Origin of the sequence: Pseudomonas sp. Z1-12 (assembly GCF_051132015.1) — a bacterium.
Taxonomy (GTDB): domain Bacteria; phylum Pseudomonadota; class Gammaproteobacteria; order Pseudomonadales; family Pseudomonadaceae; genus Aquipseudomonas; species Aquipseudomonas zanjanensis.
Window position 1 is genome coordinate 2,711,491 of the sequence record NZ_CP071647.1, and the last position, 20,747, is coordinate 2,732,237.

The following is a 20,747-nucleotide window of genomic DNA, read 5'->3' on the forward strand; positions in this document are numbered from 1 at the left end:
GAAGAGGCCGGCAGGCCCAACATCCATGTGACTGAGCCACCGCTATCGCGAGCAAGCTCGCTCCCACAGGGGCTCAAAACCAGGCGGATACCTACGCCATCGGTGGCAACCGCCGCTTGACCGGTGTTTTCTTGACGATGGCGGTATTGGTCTCGGCATGGACATTGAGCTTGTCCAGCAACGTATCCAACTGTTCCATTGAGCGCACGTGCAGGCGCGCGATGAAGCAGTCGTCGCCGGTAACCTTGTCGCATTCGGTGAATTCAGCGATGGCCTGGATCTGCCGCTCCACTTCCTGCAACTGTCCCGGCAGCGGGCGGATCCGCACGATGGCCTGGAGTTGATAGCCGAAGCACTTTGGGTCCACCTCGACGGTGTAGCCCCTGAGCACCCCGCGTTCTTCGAGCCGACGAAGGCGCTCGGCGACACTGGGGGAGGACAGGCCGCTGAGGTTGGCCAAGGCCTTGAGCGAGCGCCGGGAATCTTCCATCAGGGCGCTGATGAGGATCTGGTCAATGTCGTCAGTCATTTTCAGCTCCGTTAGGCAAATGCAGAAAGTTGCCTTGATAAAAAAGGCCGAAACGCAGTTTAGCCTTTTTCAAGCCATGGAGAAGGCCCCGGCCTGCTCGGCATACTGTGCCCACTTGCTGAAGGAGCCTGAAGATGGACAAGACCTTACGCCGCGGTTCGCTGGAAATGACCGCCGCCATGCTGATTTCCGGAACCATCGGTTGGTTCGTACTGGTTTCCGGCCTGCCTGTACTGGATGTAGTGTTCTGGCGCTGCGTGTTCGGCGCCGTGACCTTGTTGTTGATCTGCGCCGGTTTTGGCTTTTTGCGCCCCGGCATCCTCACCCGTACCACGTTCCTGCTGGCGGTGCTCAGTGGCGTGGCGATCGTCGGTAACTGGGTGTTGTTGTTTGCCTCTTACTCCCGTGCGTCGATAGCCATCGGCACGGCGGTGTACAACGTCCAGCCGTTCATGCTGGTAGGGCTGGCGGCGTTGTTCCTGGGGGAGAAAATCACCGCGCAAAAACTGTTCTGGCTGGCGGTGTCGTTTCTCGGAATGCTGGCCATCGTCAGTGCCCATGGTGAGCAGGGGCAGGGCGGCGGTGACTATCTGCTGGGCATCGCATTGGCACTGGGGGCCGCGTTGCTGTACGCCATCGCGGCCTTGATCATCAAGCGCCTGACCGGCACGCCACCCCATCTGATCGCGCTGATCCAGGTCAGCACCGGCGTGTTGCTGTTGGCACCCTGGGCGAATTTCTCGGCCTTGCCACAAGGTGCCCAGGCCTGGGCCAGCCTGTTGACCCTGGGCATGGTGCACACCGGCGTGATGTACGTGCTGCTGTACAGCGCCATTCAGCGGTTGCCGACCGCATTGACCGGAGCGTTGTCGTTCATCTATCCGATCGCGGCGATCTTCGTCGACTGGTTCGCCTTCGGCCATCGCCTCGAACCGCTGCAATGGCTGGGGGTGGCGGCGATCCTGCTGTCGGCCGCTGGCATGCAACAGGGCTGGGGTATCAAGTGGCGTCGCCCAGCCCTGTCGTAGCCCGTCGTTTGGGCGTGATCAGAAGATGTAGTCCGTGGTCAGGAAGTTGGAATCCCGCTCACGGATAATGTCGCTGATCAACGCCTTGTTGTTTTCCTGGAACTTGGTGGCCACCAGCGTGCGAATGGAAAAGGTGCGCAGCGCATCGTGGACGGACAAGGTGCCCTCGGCCGAGTTCTTCCGGCCATTGAACGGGAACGTGTCCGGGCCACGCTGGCACTGGGCGTTGATGTTGATGCGCCCGACCTGGTTGGCGAAGGTGTCCACCAGCTTGCCGACTTGTGCCGGGTTAGTGCCGAAGATGCTGAGCTGCTGGCCGAAATCGGACTCCAGTACGTAATCGACCACGGTATTGAGGTCGCGGTACGGCACGATGGGCACGACGGGGCCGAACTGTTCTTCGTGGTAGACCCGCATCGCCGTGTTCACCGGGTACAGCACCGCCGGATAGAAAAACGAGCCTCGCGATTCGCCACCGTGGGCATTCTTCACTTCGGCACCTTTGGCAACCGCATCGGCGACCAGCGCATGCAGGTAGTCGACCTTGCCCGCTTCGGGCAACGGCGTCAGCGCCACACCGTCTTCCCAGGGCATGCCGGGTTTGAGGCTGGCGAGCTTGGCGTTGAATTTCTCGATGAATGCGGGTGCCACGTCTTCATGGACAAACAGGATTTTCAGCGCCGTGCAGCGCTGGCCGTTGAAGGACAGCGAGCCGGTCAACGCCTCGCTGACGGCGTTATCCAGGTCCACGTCCGGCAGCACCAGCCCCGGGTTCTTCGCATCCAGCCCCAGGGCGGCACGCAGGCGGTGCGGACGCGGGTGGAGTTTCTTCAGGTCACTGGCCGCCTTGTTGGTGCCGATGAAGGCGAAGATATCGATCTTGCCGCTGGCCATCAGCGCGCTGACGGTTTCCCGGCCGCTGCCGTAGATCACGTTGATCACGCCCGCCGGGAAGCTGTCGCGGAAGGCTTCCAGCAGCGGCCGCACCAGCAGGACGCCGAGCTTGGCCGGCTTGAACACCACGGTGTTGCCCATGATCAAGGCCGGAATCAGCGTGGTGAAGGTTTCGTTCAGCGGATAGTTGTAGGGCCCCATGCATAACGCCACGCCCAGGGGCACGCGGCGGATCTGCCCGAGGGTGTCCTGTTCCAGTTCGAAACGGCTGGAGCGACGGTCCAGTTCCTTGAGGGCGTTGATGGTGTCGACGATGTAATCGCAGGTGCGGTCGAATTCCTTCTGGGAATCCTTGAGGTTCTTGCCGATCTCCCACATCAGCAACTTGACCACGGCCTCGCGCTGCTCGCGCATGCGCGCCAGGAAGGTTTCCACGTGGCGGATACGCTCGGCGACGCGCATCGTCGGCCACTGGCCCTGGCCGCGATCGTAAGCCCGGACGGCGGCGTCCAGGGCCGTGAGGGCGGTCTCGGCGTCCAGCAGTGGCGTGCTGCCGAGGATCACTTGCTCATCGCCCAGCTCGCCGGTCAGGTAGACGGGGCTGCGGACGACGGCCAGCGGCCCTTGCCAGGTTTTCAGGACGCCGTCGACCAGGTATTCGCGCTGCTCGATCCGGCCTTCGAGGCGGTAGGCGTCGGGGATGTCGGCGGCACTGGGGAACAGGTTGGCGAGGAAGGGGGCTGTGGTCATGTCGTTACTCCATCAATGAAATGAGCCAGGGTCGGACGGCTAGCAGGGATAAAACGTTTTTAGCGTTATACGCCTTAATGGAGGTGTTTTTTAAGTGCCTTGGGGGCAGAGGGGCGGAGCTGTCAATGGACCGTGGCGAGGGAGCTTGCTCCCGCTGGGCTGCGCAGCAGCCCTTGTTTGCGCGCACGGGAGCAATCTCAGATCACGGAATCATCGACCACAGCGTCGAGATCACCAACGCATCCGCACCCCCATGCTGGTAATGATGCCGTTGAGGTCGTTGTCATCGACGTCGCTGCTGTAATCGGCGCTGACATACAGGCTGACCGCCGGCGTGACCCGAGCCACCAGCCCCAGGCCGACTTCGACAGTGGAGGATTTTCGGCTGCTGCTGATCTTGTCGACCTTGTCCAGGGATACGGTACCGGCGCTCTGGACGGTGTGCCACAGGTTGGTTCGAACGTAAGGTTCCACGCCGAGACCGTTGACCTGATAGGTCCCTTTCAGCCGTGCGCCAACACGGCCACTCCAACTGCTCAGTTCATCGCCGGAGCCGCTTTCGGCGTTCGACGTGTCCAGGGTGACGCGCTGGTTGATCAGTTGCGCCTGGGGTTCGACCACCCAGTGGGTGCTGATCCCGATAGGAAAACCACCTTCGACCGACAGCGTCATCGCATGGCCTTCGGCGGCCTGGCGCTGGCCTTGTTCGGTGCGGCTGTAGCCGCTGACCCGGCCGCCGCTGGCGCTCAGGTCGACGTGCCAGCCCGCTGGGCCGGTCAGGCTCCAATAGGCGCCGAGGCTCGAACCTTTCAGGTTGAGGGCATCTGTACCCGGTTCGGCCAGTGCGGGCATCACTAGCAGGCCACCGCCGGTTGAAATGATCTGGTTTTGTCCGCTGATCAGCCCCATGCGCTGGGTATGGCCGCTGTCGTTTCGTAAGGTGAACAGGGCGGGGCTCTTGCCGGAAGTCGGCTCGCTTGCAAAGTGTGCGTTATCGAGGTGGGTAGACGGTGCTCGGCCATACCAGGGCTGCGTCGTCTCCTCGGCAGGCCAGGCCTGTACCTCCATGGATGAAAGCAGCAGCAACGACGTCGAGACGGTATGAAGAGTAGTGGTGAGTTCTTGCGGACGGTGGGAGGTTTTCATGGGGGCCTGCCTTGCAATCGCATGCGTTTCTCGCTTTTTTGGCGTCTCTCCTACCCCGAATGAGGGGCGACCGAATGGATTGGGGCAAGCCTCTGGCGGCCCGTCTCGGCGGGTTCCAGAGGCCTGCCCCTGACTGTGTTTCCGGGGGTAGTACGGTGTAGTCAAGAAGACTGATGGCGGTGCGTCAAGAAAATGAACGACGAATGGCAAGATGAAATCAGCGTCAATAACACGCTGATTTCAATTGGGTATTGAGGTAGCTGTTTCGGCGTCAAAGCTCCGTCGCGGCGACTGCCTACCAGCTGATTCGTACACCGATATTGCCACTCGTACTCCGTTGCTGGTTGCTGTCAAGGTTGTTGCTGTAGTCAACAGCCGCGTAAACATTGACCGCGGGTGCCAGGCTCAGGATGACGCCAACACCCAAGTCTGCGGTGGAGGCGCGCTGTTGGGTTTCGACCCGCTCGGTATCGTCGAAGGTCACCGAATCGGTGCCGGAAAAGGTGTGCCAGAGGTTGGCGCGCAAGTACGGTTCCACGGGCATGCCGCTCACCTGGTAGCGACCCTTGAGGCGAGCGCCGAGACGCCCGGTCCAGGCACCGTCGGAATCGAATTCGACCTTGGAAACCCCATCGTCTTGCGTATCCAGGGAAACCTTCTGGTGGATGATCTGGGCCTGGGGTTCGAACACCCAGTCGGAGGTCACCGCAAAGGGATAGCCGGCTTCCGCCGAAACGGTCAGGGCATGTCCTCGATTGTCGATCTTCAAGCCGCGTTCGGAACGGTTGTCGCCGTTCAGTCGCGTGCCCATCAACACGGCGTCGAAGTAGCCGCCGCTGGGATCGATGAGCGTCCAGTAGAGCCCGTAGCTGTCGCCGTCGAGTTCGATCTTGCCGGCGTGCCGGTCTTTGAAACCCAGGTTGAAGCCTTTTACATCGCCGTTCAGTTCCGCATGACCGACGAAGAAGCCAATGCGCTGGGTCTGGCCGCCAGACAGGAGCGAGCTGTACAGATCGTTGCCCACCTGGAACCCTTTGATCGAGCCATCGAACTTCGGCGCCACCGTGCCAGCCCAGGCTTTATTCAGATCTGTGCCATAGACCCGGCCCCAGCCCGCGCCGAACGCGCCGGTTTCCGTGAGCAGGCGCTGGTCACCCTGGCGGTCATGGAAGGTGCCGAGGGCCATCAGCGTCAGTTGCGCCGCTGCCGGAGGCAGCACCGACCAGGTCGGCACTTCCGGGCGATACAGCGGGATGGGCGCCGCGCCGGGCACCGCGGTTGGCAAGGGCGGTAACGTCGGGACGGGTGGCGCGCCCGGCGCGGGAGGCGTCGTCGGGATCGGGGCTGGTACCGGTCCGGCGACCACGGTGGAGCGCAGGTACCAGTTATTTTCATTTCCGGTCACGCCACCCTTGAACAGACGGTAGTCGAACGCACCGGCCGAGACGGACTGCGCCAGGGAAAAAGCATTGATGTCACTGACCGCGCCGCCCTGGGCCTGGACCAATTCGATGCCGTCCTGGGTCGTTAATCCGCCTGTGCCGCCCAGGTTCGTGACCGTGATGGCGGTACTGCCGGAGAGTGCGCCGCCAATGACCACCAGTTTGTCACTGGGCGAGTCGTCGGCCCCCAGTACCGTTTGCAGGCGTAACTGACCACTGTTGCCGACGTAGTTGCCTTGAACGGTGAGGGTATCGTTGGTGCGGGTGTTGCCCTGGGTAAGGTCTATCGCGCCGGCGTTATTGAGCGTCGCCAGTTGACCGGCCGTGAAAGGGGCAATGATGCCTTGGGTCGCTGTCAGCGTGCTGCCGCTTTCGATGTTGAGCGTCCCGGTGGTGGTGGCGCTGTCACCCAAGGTCAGTGTGTCGATGAGGTCTAGTTGCGAGCCTTGGGTGAGATTGACCGTTTCCCAGTTGAGGTAACGGGCGCCGGTGCTGGAGGTGCTGCCACTGAAGGTCAAGACGTCCTGGCCCAACCCACCGTTCAGACTGGGCGTGGTGGAGAGAAGGGCCTCATCGAGGTTGTTCAGGGATGCCGTGTCGTTGCCTTCGCCCATCAAAATGGCAGAGCGAATGACGCCGCCACCCCACTGCAACTGATCATTGCCAAAACTGGTTCGGACCTCGCCGACAATTTCGCCGCCGATCACGGTGACGCGGTCGTCGCCGCCGCTGACACTTACGTTGCCACCAATGCGCCCTCCGGAAAGAATAATGGTGTCTTGGCCAAAGCCGGTTACCAGGTTGCCGAGAATCTCGCCGCCGGACATATCGAAAACGTTGTCATCAAGTTTCATGTCGACCCGGCCGATGGTGCCCCCCGTCATTTTGGCTTCGTCGCCATCTTCGAATGCACCGACGATGGTCCCGCCGGTCATCAGGAACGTATCGAGGCCATCACCTTGGGCCAAGGACAGGATGCTGCCACCGTTCATGATGAAATCATCAATGCCGGAGCCTTGCTGGACATCACCGTCGATCACCCCGTTGGCGTTGATCACGAGGCTGTCGACGCCGGCGCCGAACGTGACGTCGCCGGTAATGACGCCGCTGCCATTGGCCGGCAGGGTCAGGCTGTTGTTACCCGAAAGGTCCGTCAACCCAGGGCTGGTGCCGCTGTCGCAGACATAGGCATCATCACCTGCGGTGGGCGTGAGCGTACAGGCCGCCATGGCAGCGGGTGCGGAAAACAGGACGGGAGCCGATACCCACAACGCGTTGAACAACCAATTGAATCCTTTATCGTGCCGATTCATGTGCTATCCCTCTGCATCGGCATCCCCATGGACACCGGTTCCAGCATTGGTTGCACAACAGATGGCACACAGGGCCTGGCAACGCTCGCTGTATGGAATGGCACCCTAGCAACGAATAAAGGCCGTCGCTACTGTCAGAACTTACAGGTCAATGCGCAGAAAGCGTGAGGGAGAGCCCGTTCTACAAGTGCACTTCCACCGAAAGGGGCAGGTGGTCGCTCAGGTGGGTCCAGGGTCTATTGCCCAGTATTTGCGGGGAATGGCTGGTGGCGTTGCGCAGGTAGACGCGGTCCAGGCGCAACAGCGGGAAGCGAGCCGGGTAAGTCCTGGCGGGACGGCCGAGGTGATGCTCGAAGGCTTCGTGCAGGTAACCACGACGAGCGAGGGCGAGGTTGCCGCGCAGTTGCCAGTCGTTGAAGTCACCGGCGATGATCACCGGCGCATCCTCGGGCAGTGAGTCGAGCAGTTGGCAGAGCAGTTTGAGTTGCAATTGGCGATGGCTTTCCAACAGGCTCAAATGCACACAGATGCCATGGACCTCGGCGTGGCCCGGCACATCCAGCACGCAATGCAATAACCCGCGCCGCTCCGGGCCGGTGATGGACACGTCGAGATTGCGGAACTGGCGGATCGGGTATTTGGAGAGCAGGGCGTTGCCATGGTGGCCATCGGGGTAGACCGCATTACGGCCGTAGGCGAAGTCGCTCCACATGCTGTCGGCGAGGAATTCGTACTGGGACGTCTGGGGCCAGTTGTCGTAGCGTGACGCATGGCGGTCATGTTCGCCCAGTACCTCTTGCAGGAACACCAGGTCGGCACCGGTACTGCGCACCGCTTCGCGCAATTCGGGCAGGATGAAGCGCCGGTTGAGGGCGGTGAAGCCCTTGTGGGTGTTGACCGTCAGGACCCGCAGCCGATGAACCGTCGCAGGCGCGTCCGATGGCATGGGTTCGACGGCTCGCCTATCGGGGTCTTGAGTCACGTTCGCTCCTGAATCAGACGTACTTGTTCATGCGACTGACCCAAGGCACCGGCAGTTCCGGATTTTTCATATCCTTGCTGATCGCCATCGCGAGCAAGCTCGCTCCCACAGTTTTTTCTGCTGTTCACTCCTGATCATTCCAACCAACACACCGCTCTTGTGGCGAGGGAGCTTGCTCCCGCTGGCCTGCGAAGCAGGCCCCAGCATTCCTTCAGGCAGACCGTATCGTCCGGTTTTGCGGCTGCTGCGCAGCCGAGCGGGAGCAAGCTCCCTCGCCACAAAAGCGTTCAAGCCATCACGCCCAGCGGTAAACACTGTGGGAGCGAGCCTGCTCGCGAAAGCGGTGGGCCTGCTTTCACAAAGGTGTGTTCAGATAAAGACAATCTCATACGGCAAACCCATCCGGTCAAGGATGACCCTGGGCAACAGTGGGGCGATGCCGCTCGCCGGTTCGCCGCTGAGTTGGCTGACGTAGGCGTGCATGGCGTGACGCTTGCGGGCGGTAGTCCAGACGTCTAGGCGCAGCTTGCGAGCCCGGTGCCAGGGGATTTTATTCTGCTCGCGGACCGGCCAGTGCCAGGCCCACACCGGCAGTTCGTTGAACGCCACCCCGATCCTGTCGGCGGCCAAGGCTCCGGCGCGTCCTACGGTGTCGTGGTCGCTGTCGCCATCCTGGCGCCAGGTGCTGAACACCACGTCGCCGGGGCGCAGGTGTCGCGCAATGAAGGTGGCCAGTTCAGCTTCGTGTTCCTCGAGGTCTTTTTCCGGAAAACCGCCGCGCACCCATTGCAGGCCATGGGCGTCGATGCCCAGGCGGTGCAGGGCGTCGACGCTTTCCTGGGGATGAGGGCGGTGCGTACGCAGGCGCTCGTCGGTCCACAAGGGTGAGCCGGGGTGGGCCAGGGCGCCATCGGTGACCGAAACCAGCAACATGGGCTGTTCGAGGTTGCTCAGCAACTGCAGCAAGCCGCCACAGGCCCCTACCTCATCGCCCGGGTGGGGGGCGAGAATGACGGCGCGGGCACCGGCGGGAATGAGCGTCTGGGTACTGATGATCGGAATATCGGCCAGTTGCGCAGCACTGTTCCAGATTTGCGGGTGCTGCCGGCCAGGCAGGCGAGAGGCGGGCTTCATAAGTGACATCCTTGTGGGTGTTCAATCTTTCAGTCATGCACCGGGCCTACTGTCCGGTGGCACCGATGTGGGCATGGCTGCGATTCACGGCGCTCCGAATCCTGGAGACTACCACGGGGGAAGTATTGACCATGTCAGCCCATTCGTCTCGTGACATGTGTATCTGAACTGGTTTTTTTTCGGCTAACTGGACGGTTTGAAGGGAAAAACCGCATCCTTGCGGCCCCATTAGGTTAACTGCGAATCGTTCAATCCTCTTCTTCGCGTTGCAGCTCGAACAGCAGCAGCGAGCGTCCGGTGACGGAATACTCGGATTCGAAATCGAAGCGCTCCTGTCCACGAACGTTGGGCTGGTTGGTGTCGACCATGCAAGTCCAGAAACTGCCTTCAGGGACTTCCGGCAAGCGGAAGTTGACGATGTCATGGTGTGCGTTGACCACCAGCAGCAGCGTCGCATCGCCACCCTTGCGCCGAATGCCGGTTTCCTGGGCGCGGCCGTCCATCAGCATGCCCAGGCAGCGGCCATGGCTGTCCTGCCACTGCTCGATGGTCATTTCGCTGCCGTCCGGGGCCAACCAGGTCACGTCCTTGACGCCGATGTCCTCGTTGTAGTTGCCCACCAGGAAGCGTCCACGACGCAGGATCGGGTAGGTCAGGCGCAACTTGATCAGGCGCTTGACGAATTTGAGCAGCGCCGCGCCATCCTCGCTCAGGTCCCAATTGACCCAGCCGATCTCGCTGTCCTGGCAATAGGCATTATTGTTGCCGTGCTGGGTACGGGCGAACTCGTCGCCAGCGACGATCATCGGCGTGCCTTGGGCCAGCAGCAGGGTGGCGAAGAAGTTGCGCATCTGCCGATGGCGCAGCGCGTTGATCTCAGGGTCATCCGTCGGGCCTTCGACGCCATGGTTCCAGGACAGATTGTTATTGCTGCCGTCCTGGTTGTTTTCGTCGTTGGCTTCGTTGTGCTTGTCGTTGTACGACACCAGGTCATGCAAGGTGAAACCGTCGTGAGCAGTGACAAAGTTCACCGAGGCGTACGGGCGCCGGCCACGCTGGTTGAACATCTCGCCAGAAGCGGTCATTCGGCTGGCGAAGTCGGCGAGCTGGCCGTCGTCACCTTTCCAGAACGCCCGTACCGTGTCGCGGAACTTGTCGTTCCACTCGACCCAGCCCGGCGGGAAGCGCCCTACCTGATAGCCCCCCGGGCCGCAGTCCCAGGGCTCGGCGATCATTTTCACCTGGCGCAGCACCGGGTCCTGGCGGCAGGCGACGAGGAAGCTGTGGCGCTCGTCGAAGCCATCATGGTAACGGCCCAAGATCGTCGCCAGGTCGAAGCGGAAGCCATCGACATGCATTTCCGTGGCCCAGTAACGCAGGGAGTCGGTGACCATCTGCAAGACGCAGGGATGGCTCAGGTCCAAGGTGTTGCCGGTACCGGAGTCGTTGATGTAGTAGCGTTTGTCGTCGGGCATCAGCCGGTAGTACGAGGCGTTATCGATGCCGCGCATGGACAGGGTGGGCCCCTGTTCGTTGCCCTCGGCGGTGTGGTTGTAGACCACGTCGAGGATGACTTCCAGGTTGGCCTCGTGCAGGTGGGCGACCATTTCCTTGAACTCGGCGATCTTGCCACTGGCCAGGTAGCGCGGGTCGGGCGCGAAGAAGGCAATGCTGTTATAGCCCCAGTAGTTGGTCATGCCTTTGTGCAGCAAATGCTGGTCGTTGACGAAGGCATGGATGGGCAGTAGCTCCACCGAGGAAACCCCGAGCTTGCGGATATGCTCCAGCACATCGTCGACCATCAACCCGGCGAAGGTACCGCGCACGTTTTCAGGCACCGAAGGATGACGCATGGTGAGGCCGCGTACGTGGGTTTCATACAGGATGGTCTTGTCCCACGGCACGCTGACGCGGTGGTCGTGACCCCAGGTGTGCGCGGGGTCGATGACTTTACATTTGGGAACGAACGGGGCGCTGTCTCGCTCATCGAAACTGAGGTCGCCATCGGGGTGGCCGATGGTGTAGCCGAACAAGGCTTCGGACCACTTCAATTGGCCGACCAGTTGCTTGGCGTAGGGGTCGATCAGCAGTTTGTTCGGGTTGAAGCGATGGCCATTCTCCGGATCGTATGGGCCATAGACCCGGTAGCCATAGATCAATCCCGGATGGGCGTCCGGCAGATAACCGTGGTAAATCTCGTCGGTGTATTCCGGCAGTTCGATGCGTTCGAGTTCGACTTCGCCGGCATCGTCGAAAATGCACAGTTCAACCTTGGTGGCATTGGCTGAAAACAGCGCGAAATTGACCCCGAGGCCATCCCAGGTTGCCCCCAGTGGAAAAGGCAGCCCTTCACGAATCCGCGAAGCCTCGATAACGGGCGGCGGCGTGGTTTTGTTTGGACGGGTCATAGTTGCTCCTGCAAAAAACAGACAGATACAGCGATGCGATTCGTTAGAGCGGGATAGGTTCCACCCTTCACCTGTGGCGAGGGGATTTATCCCGTTATGTGGGACAAAAAGTGGCTTCTCTGTGGGAGCAAGGCTTGCCCGCGATCAAGCAACGCGTTCCTTCAGGCATACGGGTGCCTGTTTCGCGAGCAAGCTTTGCTCCCACCCAGCGAGGAGACCGATAGAACGAATCAAACCGCCGGCGGCTTGCGCGGTGCCCGCGGCTTCTTGTCGGCGGCTTTATTGACCGGTGGCACTGTCGCCGTAGTCGCCGCGGAAGGCTTGGCCGCTGGCTTGACCTTGGGCGTGGTGTTCTTCGCGGCAGTCTTGGCCGTGGTGCTCTTGGCGGTAGCAGGTTTGGCGCCGTCGGTCTTGCTGGCCGCCGATTTGCTCGCGGCCTTGGGTGGCTTGCTCGGCGCCAGCGCTTCGGCTTCGGCGAGCTTGCGCGCCATCTCCCAGTGGCGTTTTTCCTGCCCGGTGGGCTTACCCTCGGACTCCCAGATCTGATAGGCGAATTCACGAATGCGTTTATCGTCGGTACTCATCGCAGTGCTCCTGATTCAACTCAAGATTGGATAAAGACATTGACCGGGAAATTCCCCAGCGCGGCGCTGATCAGCAGCTCCCTTTGGGGTGTGACTGTTGCGCTTGAAAAAAATCCCTTCAGTTTTTCATCCTTGGCGGCGAACGGTAACGACACGCGGGTATCGCCCCAATCCGACGCAACCACCAGCGGCACGGCACTGTTTTCCAGCAACTGCGCCACATGGACAGGTACGACAATGATCGCTCGCTGCTGCGAGTCCTCACGCATGAAAGCCAGCACCCGGTGGGCCTGCTCGCCGAGCACTTCCAACGGCTGGTAGCGGCCCTGGCGCCATAGCTGCGGGTACTCGGCCCGCATGGCCAACGTCCTGGCGATCAATGCCTGCTTGATTCGGCCGTCACGCCAATCGCGTACCAGCGCGGCCGGCGTATTGTCGGCGTGCATTGCCTCGCGGCGCGCCTGGAAATCCACCGGGCGGCGGTTGTCCGGGTCCACCAGGCTGAAATCCCAGAACTCGTTGCCTTGGTACAGGTCCGGCACGCCGGGTACGGTCATGCGCAGCAAAGTTTGCGCCAGGCTGTTGAGCGCACCCGCCGGCGCCACGGCGTGGACCGCCTCGGCAATGGCGCTACGCAAGGGCAGCCCCTCATCGCCCAGCAGCAAGCGTTCGAGGAACATCTGGGTGGCTTGTTCATAAGCATCGTTGACCGCCGCCCAACTGCTTTGCAGCTTGGCTTCGCGCAGGGCCTTGCGTTGCCATTGCCATAGGCGCTCGTTGTATTCGGCCAGTGCCTTGTGGTCTTGGAGATCGAGGTCCAGCGGCCAGCTGCCGAGCAACGCTTGGTAGAGGATCAGTTCATCACCGGCCGAGGGCGCAGACGGATCGCTGTGCAGCGAAGGCGAGAGGATGCGCCATTGTTCGACGCAGGTGGCGTACCAATCGGCCCGCTCGCTGAGTACGGCCAGTCTGGCGCGGGTGTCTTCGCCGCGCTTGTGGTCGTGGGTGGCGGTGGTGATCAGGTTGTCGGGAAAATGTTCGAGTCGTTCAAGGCACGCCTGATGGAACTCTTGCACCGGGGCGCTGAAGCGCTCGGTGTTATAGCCGACGTCATTGCGCGACAGCAGCACTGCCGAGCGATAGAGCGCGGTGTCTTCCACGGCTTTGGCGGCCGCCGGCGAAGTCAGTTGCTGGAAGCGCACGCAGGCGTGACGCAGGCGTTTACGCTGGCTGCCCCGCGGACGTTGCCGCCAGGGCATCCCACCGAGCCAGTCGGCCAGGCAATCGAGCACCGGCCAATCGGCTTCGCTGAGGGTTTGCCGTGCACCTTCCAGGGCTTGGTTGAAAAACACTTCGTCTTCGGCGGAGCGTCCCATGGGCGTGATGTAGGTGCGGTACACCGGGAAATGCACGATTAACGCCTGCAAGGCCCGCCGAATCGCGCCCAGGGTCAGGTCGCGGGTCATCACATCGTCCCGGGCCACTTGCAGCAGGGCCTGGGCGACACTTTCAAAATCCCCGGCCAAGGAACCATTGAGAATCTGTTGGCGAGCCAGGCGGGCTTCTTCAATGAAGTGTGCCGGCCGCTCGCTGTGCCGGCTCCAGAATTCAGCGAGGGGGGCGGCCCCGGCCGGGTCGTGCTGCAGCAGCGAGACCTGGTTCATGAACTCGTAACCGGTACTGCCATCGATGTTCCAATCCCGCCGCAACGTTTCGCCATCGCCGAGAATTTTCTCGACGAAGATCGGCAGGTGCCGCGACGGCGACAACGAGTCAAGACGCCTGCGTAATTTGCGGCAGTAACCGCGAGGGTCTGCGAGACCGTCGATGTGATCGATCCGCAGCCCATCCACCAAGCCTTCGTCGATCAGTTCGAAAATCTTGGCATGGGTGGCCTCGAATACCGCCGGCCGCTCGACCCGCAGCCCGCCCAGTTCGTTGACATCGAAAAAGCGCCGCCAATTGATGTCGTCCGCTGCTGTGCGCCAGCTGGCGAGCCGGTAGCTCTGGCGCTCCAGCAACTGATGCAGACGCTCGAAACCCTGGGGCTGGGTGGAGTCGTAGGCACCCAGGTTGTCCTCGATGGCAGAGAGAATGCCAGCGTGTGCCGCCAAGTCCTGCAACTCTGCTTGCAGCGGGCGGGCGAGGGTGTGGGCGTCGGTCTGGTAATTCAGTGTAGTGAAGCGCTCGGCCAGGGCCTTGAGCGGTTCGGCCTGTTCGACGGGCAGGGTTTCGGCGGGTTTGAGCAGCTCGCCGTAGTGCATCGGGCAAATCGGGAAGCGGTGTTCGTAATGCTCGACATAGAAGCTGCCGTGGGCGGAATCGAAGCGCAGTTGCAAGGTGCCTTCCTGCAAGGCCACGCCGTAGTCGCTGCCCAGGAACGGCAGCAACAACTGGCCTTCCATCAGCGGGTCCGGGGAATGCCATTGGATGTCAAAAAACTCGCCGTAGGGGCTCAGGCGTCCCCATTCCAGCAAATCCAGCCACCAGGGATTGTCATTGCCGCCAACGGCCATGTGATTGGACACAATGTCGAGGATCAAGCCCATCCGGTGCTCGCGCAACGTTGCAACCAAGCGCTTGAGCGCGGCTTCGCCACCCAGTTCGGGGTTGACCAGGGTCGGGTCGACAACGTCGTAGCCGTGCATGGAGCCGGCCCGGGCCTTGAGCAGCGGCGACGCATAAATATGGCTGATGCCCAGCGAGGCGAAGTACGGCACCTGGGGGATGGCATCGTCCAGGGTGAAGCCTTTATGGAACTGCAGGCGCAACGTTGCCCGCAGGGGTTGGATCAACGTCTGTTTCATCGGTCACGCTCGTTCGCCTGAAGTCGCGCGCAGGCGAGTATTTCCAGGCGCCGGGCGGCGTCCGGGTGGTCCAGCAGCGCCTGGCTCTGTTGGGCCAGGCGGCGGCGCCAGTTGGGGTGGGTGTCGATGGTGCCGGGCAGGTTGGCTTGCTCCTCGATGCCCAGGGCATCTTCGAGTGGCAGCAAGACCAGCGGCGCACGGGTGTGGCCGAGGAAGCGCACGCTGGCATCGAGCACCTGGTCGGTCTCGCGATGTTCTTCGCGGAAATTCTGCGGGTCCTGGTTCAGCACTTGACGCAGGCCTTCGCGTTCGCGCTCGCGGTGTTTACGCCAGTCCATCTCGGTGGGGGAATCGATCAGGTCCAGCCGGGCGTTCCAGTCAATGTCATGACCGTGCCACCAGCCGTTGAGCGTCGGCAGGTCATGGGTGCTGGTGGTCGCCAGGGCGTTGTCCGGCCAGTCGAGGATGGGCTTGAAGTGGGTGTTGTCCTGTTCGAACAACAGTACGCGCATGCCCAGGATCGAGCGGGCGATGAGTTTTTCCCGCAAGCCATCCGGCACGGTACCGAGGTCTTCGCCGAGCACGATGGCCTGGTGGCGATGGGATTCCAGCGCCAGCAGGCGCAGCAGGTCGTCCACTGGGTAATACAGGTAGGCGCCATCGCTGGGTGGGGCATCGTTAGGGATCACCCAGAGCCGCTGCAAGCCCATCACATGGTCGATGCGCAAGCCGCCGGCGTGGGCAAAGTTGGCCCGCAGCATTTCAATGAAGGCGCGAAAGCCGTTGCGCACCAGGCCTTCCGGGGAAAATGCCGAGATGCCCCAGCCTTGGCCGGAGCGGTTGAGAATGTCCGGCGGCGCGCCCACGGTCAGTGACGCGAGCAGTTCGTCCTGGCGGCTCCAGGCCTGGCTGCCGCCACCGTCGGCGCCCACCGCCAGGTCGGCGATCAGGCCGATGCCCATGCCGCTGGACTTGGCGGCGCTCTGGGCGCGTTCCAGGCAACGGGCAATCAGCCATTGGCAAAAGGCATAGAAGCCGATCTCATCGGCATTTTCCTCGGCGAAATGGGCCAGGGCCGCGCTGCGTGGATCACGCAGTTCTTCCGGCCACTGCCGCCAGTCGAGGCTTTCGCCCCGGGCCGCGCGTTCGGCCTGCAAGGCTTCGAAGCGGCAATGGTTCTCCAGTGCTTCGCCACTGCTGTGACGAAAACTGCTGAAGTCTTCGTGCAACGGGTGCGCGCCCTGGCTGAACCCGTCATACAGGGCACGGAGGATTTTCTGCTTGGCCTGGGCGGCGACCGGCCAGTCGATCAGCGACTGTTCTTCCAGGTTGCGCAGTTGATTGGTCAAGCCGGTGGCGTCGATGGCGGTGCGCAGGGCACGTTCACCGAGGATGGTACCGGGCGCGGCGTACAGGCTGTTGAGAAACAATCGGCTGGATGGCGAATAAGGGCTGTAGCGTCCGGTGTCGCTGCTGAACATGGCGTGCATCGGGCTGATGGCAATGGCCTCGGCACCGCGCTCGCCGGCCACCCGGGCCAGTTCTTCCAGGGCCTGGGTGTCACCGAAACCACCGTCGCCGGGGCGCCGCAAGGCATACAACTGCGCGCTCAATCCCCAGGCCCGTGGCGTCGGGTCGTCCACCGCATCGGCCACGCTGTAGCAGCGGGCCGGTGCGACGGCCAGGGTGAAATGCTGGTTCTGGATATGGACGTGCTGATAGCCCACCGGGACCATCCCTGGCAGCCTGGCCTCGGCATCGAGGTTCAGGTGCAGTGTCGCGCCGTCTTCGAGTTTGATTTCGCAGGGCGTCCCGGCCTCGAAGTAGCGGCTCAAGTCCAGGCTGGCCCCGACATCGGCGGTGATCAGCGGTGGCAGTTGATGGTTCTGTTGATCTTCCTGCAACTGCAGCAGGCTGGCGTCGATTTCCTGGGCGCTGCCGGCGGGATGGCCCAGGCCGGTGAGGACCGAGCGCAGGACGGCCGGCGAGACTTTCTGGGCCCTGCCATTGGCATCGATCCAATCCACCGCCAGGCCCGCTCGGCCGGCGAGGATTTCCAGTTGCGCATCGCTCATAGGCGCTCTCCAGTGATGGTGGGCAAGGTTGTCGCCTGCGTCAGACTGACCAGCGCGCTGTAGGGCGCAAGGACGCCCTGTTGCAACAGACCCATGGCCTGCTGCGGATGTTCGAAAAGAATGCGTGCCTCTTCCGGGGCCTGGTGTTCGACGGGGCGTTCGCCAAGGTTCAGGTCGATGCGCAACACGCTGCCATCGCCCAGTCGCCAGCGTGCGCTGACGGCGCCATGGCCCAGCACATCGGCCCCGAGGGCTTGAGCGCCGGGCAGGCGCGGGACGATGTCCTCACGGCGGATTTTCAGCAGTTGGCGATACAGCGCCTCGCTGGCCTGTTGCTCCGGTCGCTGTGGTTCCAGGCTCGGACGTGACGCCTCGAAGGTACCGGCCGCGTTGGGGTCGGGAATTCGTTCGCGTTGCTGCGGGTCGGCGAAGGCACTGAAGGCCTTGAACTCGTTGCGTCGGCCTTCGCGCACGAGTTCCGCCAGCTCGCCATGGTGGCTGGTAAAGAACAGGAACGGTTGTTCGGCCATTGCTTCATCGCCCATGAACAGCAGCGGGATCATCGGTGACAACAGCAACAAGGCCGTCGCTGCTTGCAGGGCCTGGGGGGCGGCGAGTTGATGCAGGCGTTCGCCGAGGGCACGGTTGCCGATCTGGTCATGGTTTTGCAGGAACAGCACGAATGCGCTCGGCGGCAGGTGACCACTGGGCTCGCCCCGGGATTCGCCATGGCGATTGATGTGGCCCTGAAAGACAAAACCCTGGCTGAGGCAGCGTGCCAGTTGTTCCGTCGGCTGCTCGGCATAGTCGGCGTAGTAGGCGTCGGTCTCGCCGGTCAGCAGCACGTGCAAGGCATTGTGGCCGTCGTCGTTCCATTGGGCGTCGTAGCCCTGTTCCAGCAGGCTGGCCTGGTTGTGTTCGTTTTCCACGGTCAGCCAGACATGCCGGACCGGGTCCACCTGTTCGCGCACCCTGGCTGCCAGTTCTTGAAGGAAGTCCGGGTCTTCGATGGCGTGCACCGCGTCGAGGCGCAGACCGTCGAAACGGTATTCCAACAGCCACATCAGCGCGTTGTCGATGAAGAAGTCCCGCACTTCACGGCGGCGGAAATCGATCGCCGCGCCCCAGGGCGTGTGCTTGTCTTCGCGGAAGAAGCCCTTGGCATAGCGGTGCAGGTAGTTGCCGTCAGGGCCGAAGTGGTTGTAGACCACGTCCAGGATGACGGACAGGCCATGACCGTGGGCACTGTCGATCAGATGCTTGAGTTGTTCAGGTGTGCCGTAGGAAGCCTGGGGCGCGTAGGGCAGCACCCCGTCGTAGCCCCAGTTGCGATCACCGGGAAACTGCGCCAGCGGCATTAGCTCGATGGCGGTGACGCCCAGCCCGGCCAGGCGCGCCAGATGCTGTTCGACGCCGTTGAAACCGCCGAGGGCGCCCACATGCAGTTCGTAGATCACGGCTTCGTGCCAGGGGCGACCGGACCATTGAGTGTGCCGCCAGGAGTAGGCATGGGGGTCGACTACCACGCTGTGGCGGTCAATGTCGCCGGCCTGGGCGCGAGAAGCTGGGTCCGGCACCTCCAGCTCGCCATCGATGTTGTAGCGATAGCGGGTGCCGGCTGGGCAACGGGTCTGGATCATGAACCAGCCGTCGGCTTGGGGCAGTAGCGGTATTGAATCGCCAGTGTCGAGTTCGACACTGACAAAAAAGGCATCCGGGGCCCAGAGGGCGAAGCGGGTGTGCTCGTCATCCAGCATCACCGCGCCGTGGGTCCATGTTTCAGGCGTCCTTGACGTCATTGTTACCTCATTGTCTGGCCGATTTTCCCAGGGACTTTGCCACCAGTTGTTCATAGAGTTCGGCGTAGGGTTCCACGGCCTTGCACCAGTTGAACGGCGCCGACATGGCCCGGCAGCGCATAGCGTTGAGCAGGTCGGGGAACTCGAAGACCTTGAAGGCCCGGCTCAAGGCCTGTTTGTAGCTCTCCACCGTGGACTCATCGAACAGGAAACCGGTGATGCCATCTTCGATGGTGTCCGCCAAGCCTCCGGTATTGCGCGCCACCGGCAGCGAGCCGAAGCGTTGGGCATACATCTGGCTCAAGCCGCAAGGCTCGTAGCGCGACGGCATCAGCAGGAAATCGCTGCCGGCAAACATCCGCCGGGCATCGGTTTCGTTGAAGCCGATGCGTACGCCGATGCGGCCGGGGAAGCGCAGCGCCAGTTCGCGCATGGCCTGTTCTTCCTCCGGTTCGCCACGGCCGATGATGGCGATCTGGCCACCGGACTCGACGATGAACTCGGCGACCGCTTCGGTCAGGTCCAGGCCTTTCTGGTAGACCAGGCGCGACACCACGGCGAACAGCGGGCCCGTGGAGTCGTCGAGTCCGAACAGCTCCCGCACATGGCTGGCGTTGACCGCCTTGCCGTCCCAGTCGCCGATGGCGAACTGGCGGAACAGGTGCGAATCGGTGGCCGAATCCCAGCTTTCGTCGATGCCGTTGGGAATGCCGCTGAGCAAGCCTTGTTGGGTCTTGGCCGCGAGGAAACCATCTAGCCCGCAACCAAACGCCGGGGTGGTGATCTCCTGGGCGTAGGTGGCGCTGACGGTGGTGATATGGCTGGAATAGGCCATCCCGGCCTTGAGGAACGACAGTTTGCCGTAGAACTCCATGCCTTCCTGTTGCAGGGCGTGCTCGGGAATGCCCAGTTCCGGGCAGGACGCCAGGCTGACCACGCCCTGGTACGCCAGGTTGTGGATGGTGAACAGGGTCGGGGTGCGTTGCCCGCGCCAGTGCATATAAGCGGGCGCCAACCCGGCTGGCCAGTCGTGGGCGTGGACGAGGTCCGGGCACCAGTGGATCTGCGCGAGGTTGGCGGCGATGTCGGCGGCGGCCAGGCCCAGGCGGGCGAAGCGGATGTGGTTGTCGGGCCAGTCGCGGCCGTTGTTGGCACCGTAGGGCGAGCCTTCGCGGGCGAACAGTTCCGGGCAGATCAGGACGTAGATCACCAGGCCATCGGCCATGTCCATGCGCCCGATCTTGCAGGGCGGCAGCGCGGCGTGGCCGCCCAGTTCGCCGATGATGTGGATCGGATTGCCGCTGTTCATCACTTGCGGATAGCCGGGGATCAGCACCCGGACATCATGCAGCCCGGCCATGGCCCGGGGCAGTGCCGAGGACACGTCGCCCAGGCCGCCGGTCTTGACCAGATCGGCGATTTCCGAGGTGACGAACAGAATTTTCTTGCGATTGGGGTTCTGTCGAGCGACGGGAAGCAGTGCCTTGCCGCCGGTGGCCAACACCGGGGCCGTCGGCGATTCGGCCGCCGGCGGTAGTTGAGAACGGACTTGTTGTGGTTCCAAGGCAGCACTGATCATAAATATCTCCCATTTTCTCGATCTGTTTCCGGCAAGCGCCAGAGCTGTTGTTTCATTGGCCGAATCCTGCGGCCAGGCGCACAAGCGCTACGAAGGAAAGCGAACGGCTACCCAAACGCGGCGAAGCGAAGCAGCTGAAGGAGCTGTTGCAATGACCAGTGCAAGGACTGCACCAGTCGCTGTTGCCCTACCTCTAACCTGACCTGTCGCCGTTGCGAAAAGTTTCGACTTTTTTTCGTCTGGATGACCGGTCGGTTTTCCCCCCGGTTAGGCAGTC

At 62.4% G+C, this 20,747-nt stretch carries 13 protein-coding genes; 1 reads left to right on the plus strand and 12 read right to left on the minus strand.

Translation table 11 applies throughout. The annotated features are described in order from the left end of the window. Positions 1-91 precede the first annotated feature (91 nt). Positions 92-529: an Lrp/AsnC family transcriptional regulator gene (locus J3P85_RS12030; protein WP_003202176.1), complete on the minus strand. Its 438-nt coding sequence runs from the start codon at positions 527-529 to the stop codon at positions 92-94. A 134-nt stretch (positions 530-663) separates the two neighbouring features. Here J3P85_RS12030 and J3P85_RS12035 point away from each other — a divergent pair, with 134 nt between their 5' ends. After that, positions 664-1,557, plus strand: coding sequence for a DMT family transporter (locus J3P85_RS12035; protein WP_434705958.1), 894 nt, complete (start codon positions 664-666; stop codon positions 1,555-1,557). Positions 1,558-1,575: 18 nt separating this feature from the next. On the opposite strand, the gene J3P85_RS12040 is transcribed toward J3P85_RS12035, so the two are convergent. From J3P85_RS12040 to glgA, 11 genes are all read right to left on the minus strand, one after another. Next, complete coding sequence (locus J3P85_RS12040; RefSeq protein WP_434705959.1) at positions 1,576-3,201, minus strand: NADP-dependent glyceraldehyde-3-phosphate dehydrogenase; 1,626 nt, start codon at positions 3,199-3,201, stop codon at positions 1,576-1,578. 231 nt (positions 3,202-3,432) lie between these two features. Beyond that, positions 3,433-4,347, minus strand: coding sequence for an autotransporter domain-containing protein (locus tag J3P85_RS12045; RefSeq protein WP_434705960.1), 915 nt, complete (start codon positions 4,345-4,347; stop codon positions 3,433-3,435). A gap of 295 nt (positions 4,348-4,642) precedes the next feature. Then, positions 4,643-7,102: an autotransporter outer membrane beta-barrel domain-containing protein gene (locus J3P85_RS12050; RefSeq protein ID WP_434705961.1), complete on the minus strand. Its 2,460-nt coding sequence runs from the start codon at positions 7,100-7,102 to the stop codon at positions 4,643-4,645. Positions 7,103-7,283: 181 nt separating this feature from the next. Continuing rightward, complete coding sequence (locus J3P85_RS12055) at positions 7,284-8,084, minus strand: endonuclease/exonuclease/phosphatase family protein (RefSeq protein WP_434705962.1); 801 nt, start codon at positions 8,082-8,084, stop codon at positions 7,284-7,286. Between the two features lie 369 nt (positions 8,085-8,453). Then, complete coding sequence (locus J3P85_RS12060) at positions 8,454-9,218, minus strand: PIG-L deacetylase family protein (protein WP_434705963.1); 765 nt, start codon at positions 9,216-9,218, stop codon at positions 8,454-8,456. A 248-nt stretch (positions 9,219-9,466) separates the two neighbouring features. Next, positions 9,467-11,626, minus strand: a complete 2,160-nt coding sequence (glgX, locus tag J3P85_RS12065; RefSeq protein ID WP_434705964.1) for a glycogen debranching protein GlgX — start codon at positions 11,624-11,626, stop codon at positions 9,467-9,469. Between the two features lie 230 nt (positions 11,627-11,856). Beyond that, on the minus strand, positions 11,857-12,210 hold the full coding sequence (locus tag J3P85_RS12070; RefSeq protein WP_434705965.1) for a DUF2934 domain-containing protein: 354 nt from the start codon (positions 12,208-12,210) through the stop codon (positions 11,857-11,859). A gap of 20 nt (positions 12,211-12,230) precedes the next feature. Then, on the minus strand, positions 12,231-15,017 hold the full coding sequence (locus J3P85_RS12075; protein ID WP_434705966.1) for a malto-oligosyltrehalose synthase: 2,787 nt from the start codon (positions 15,015-15,017) through the stop codon (positions 12,231-12,233). Further along, a complete protein-coding gene (gene malQ / locus J3P85_RS12080) occupies positions 15,014-17,092 on the minus strand; it encodes a 4-alpha-glucanotransferase (protein ID WP_434705967.1) in 2,079 nt (692 codons plus the stop codon). The genes J3P85_RS12075 and malQ overlap by 4 nt, the downstream gene beginning before the upstream one ends. After that, positions 17,089-18,891, minus strand: a complete 1,803-nt coding sequence (gene treZ / locus J3P85_RS12085; RefSeq protein ID WP_434705968.1) for a malto-oligosyltrehalose trehalohydrolase — start codon at positions 18,889-18,891, stop codon at positions 17,089-17,091. Before treZ ends, malQ begins: the two co-directional genes overlap by 4 nt. Positions 18,892-18,898: 7 nt before the next feature. Beyond that, entirely contained in the window at positions 18,899-20,470 is a 1,572-nt protein-coding gene (gene glgA, locus J3P85_RS12090; protein WP_186705715.1) for a glycogen synthase GlgA, read from the minus strand. Between the last annotated feature and the right edge of the window lie 277 nt (positions 20,471-20,747).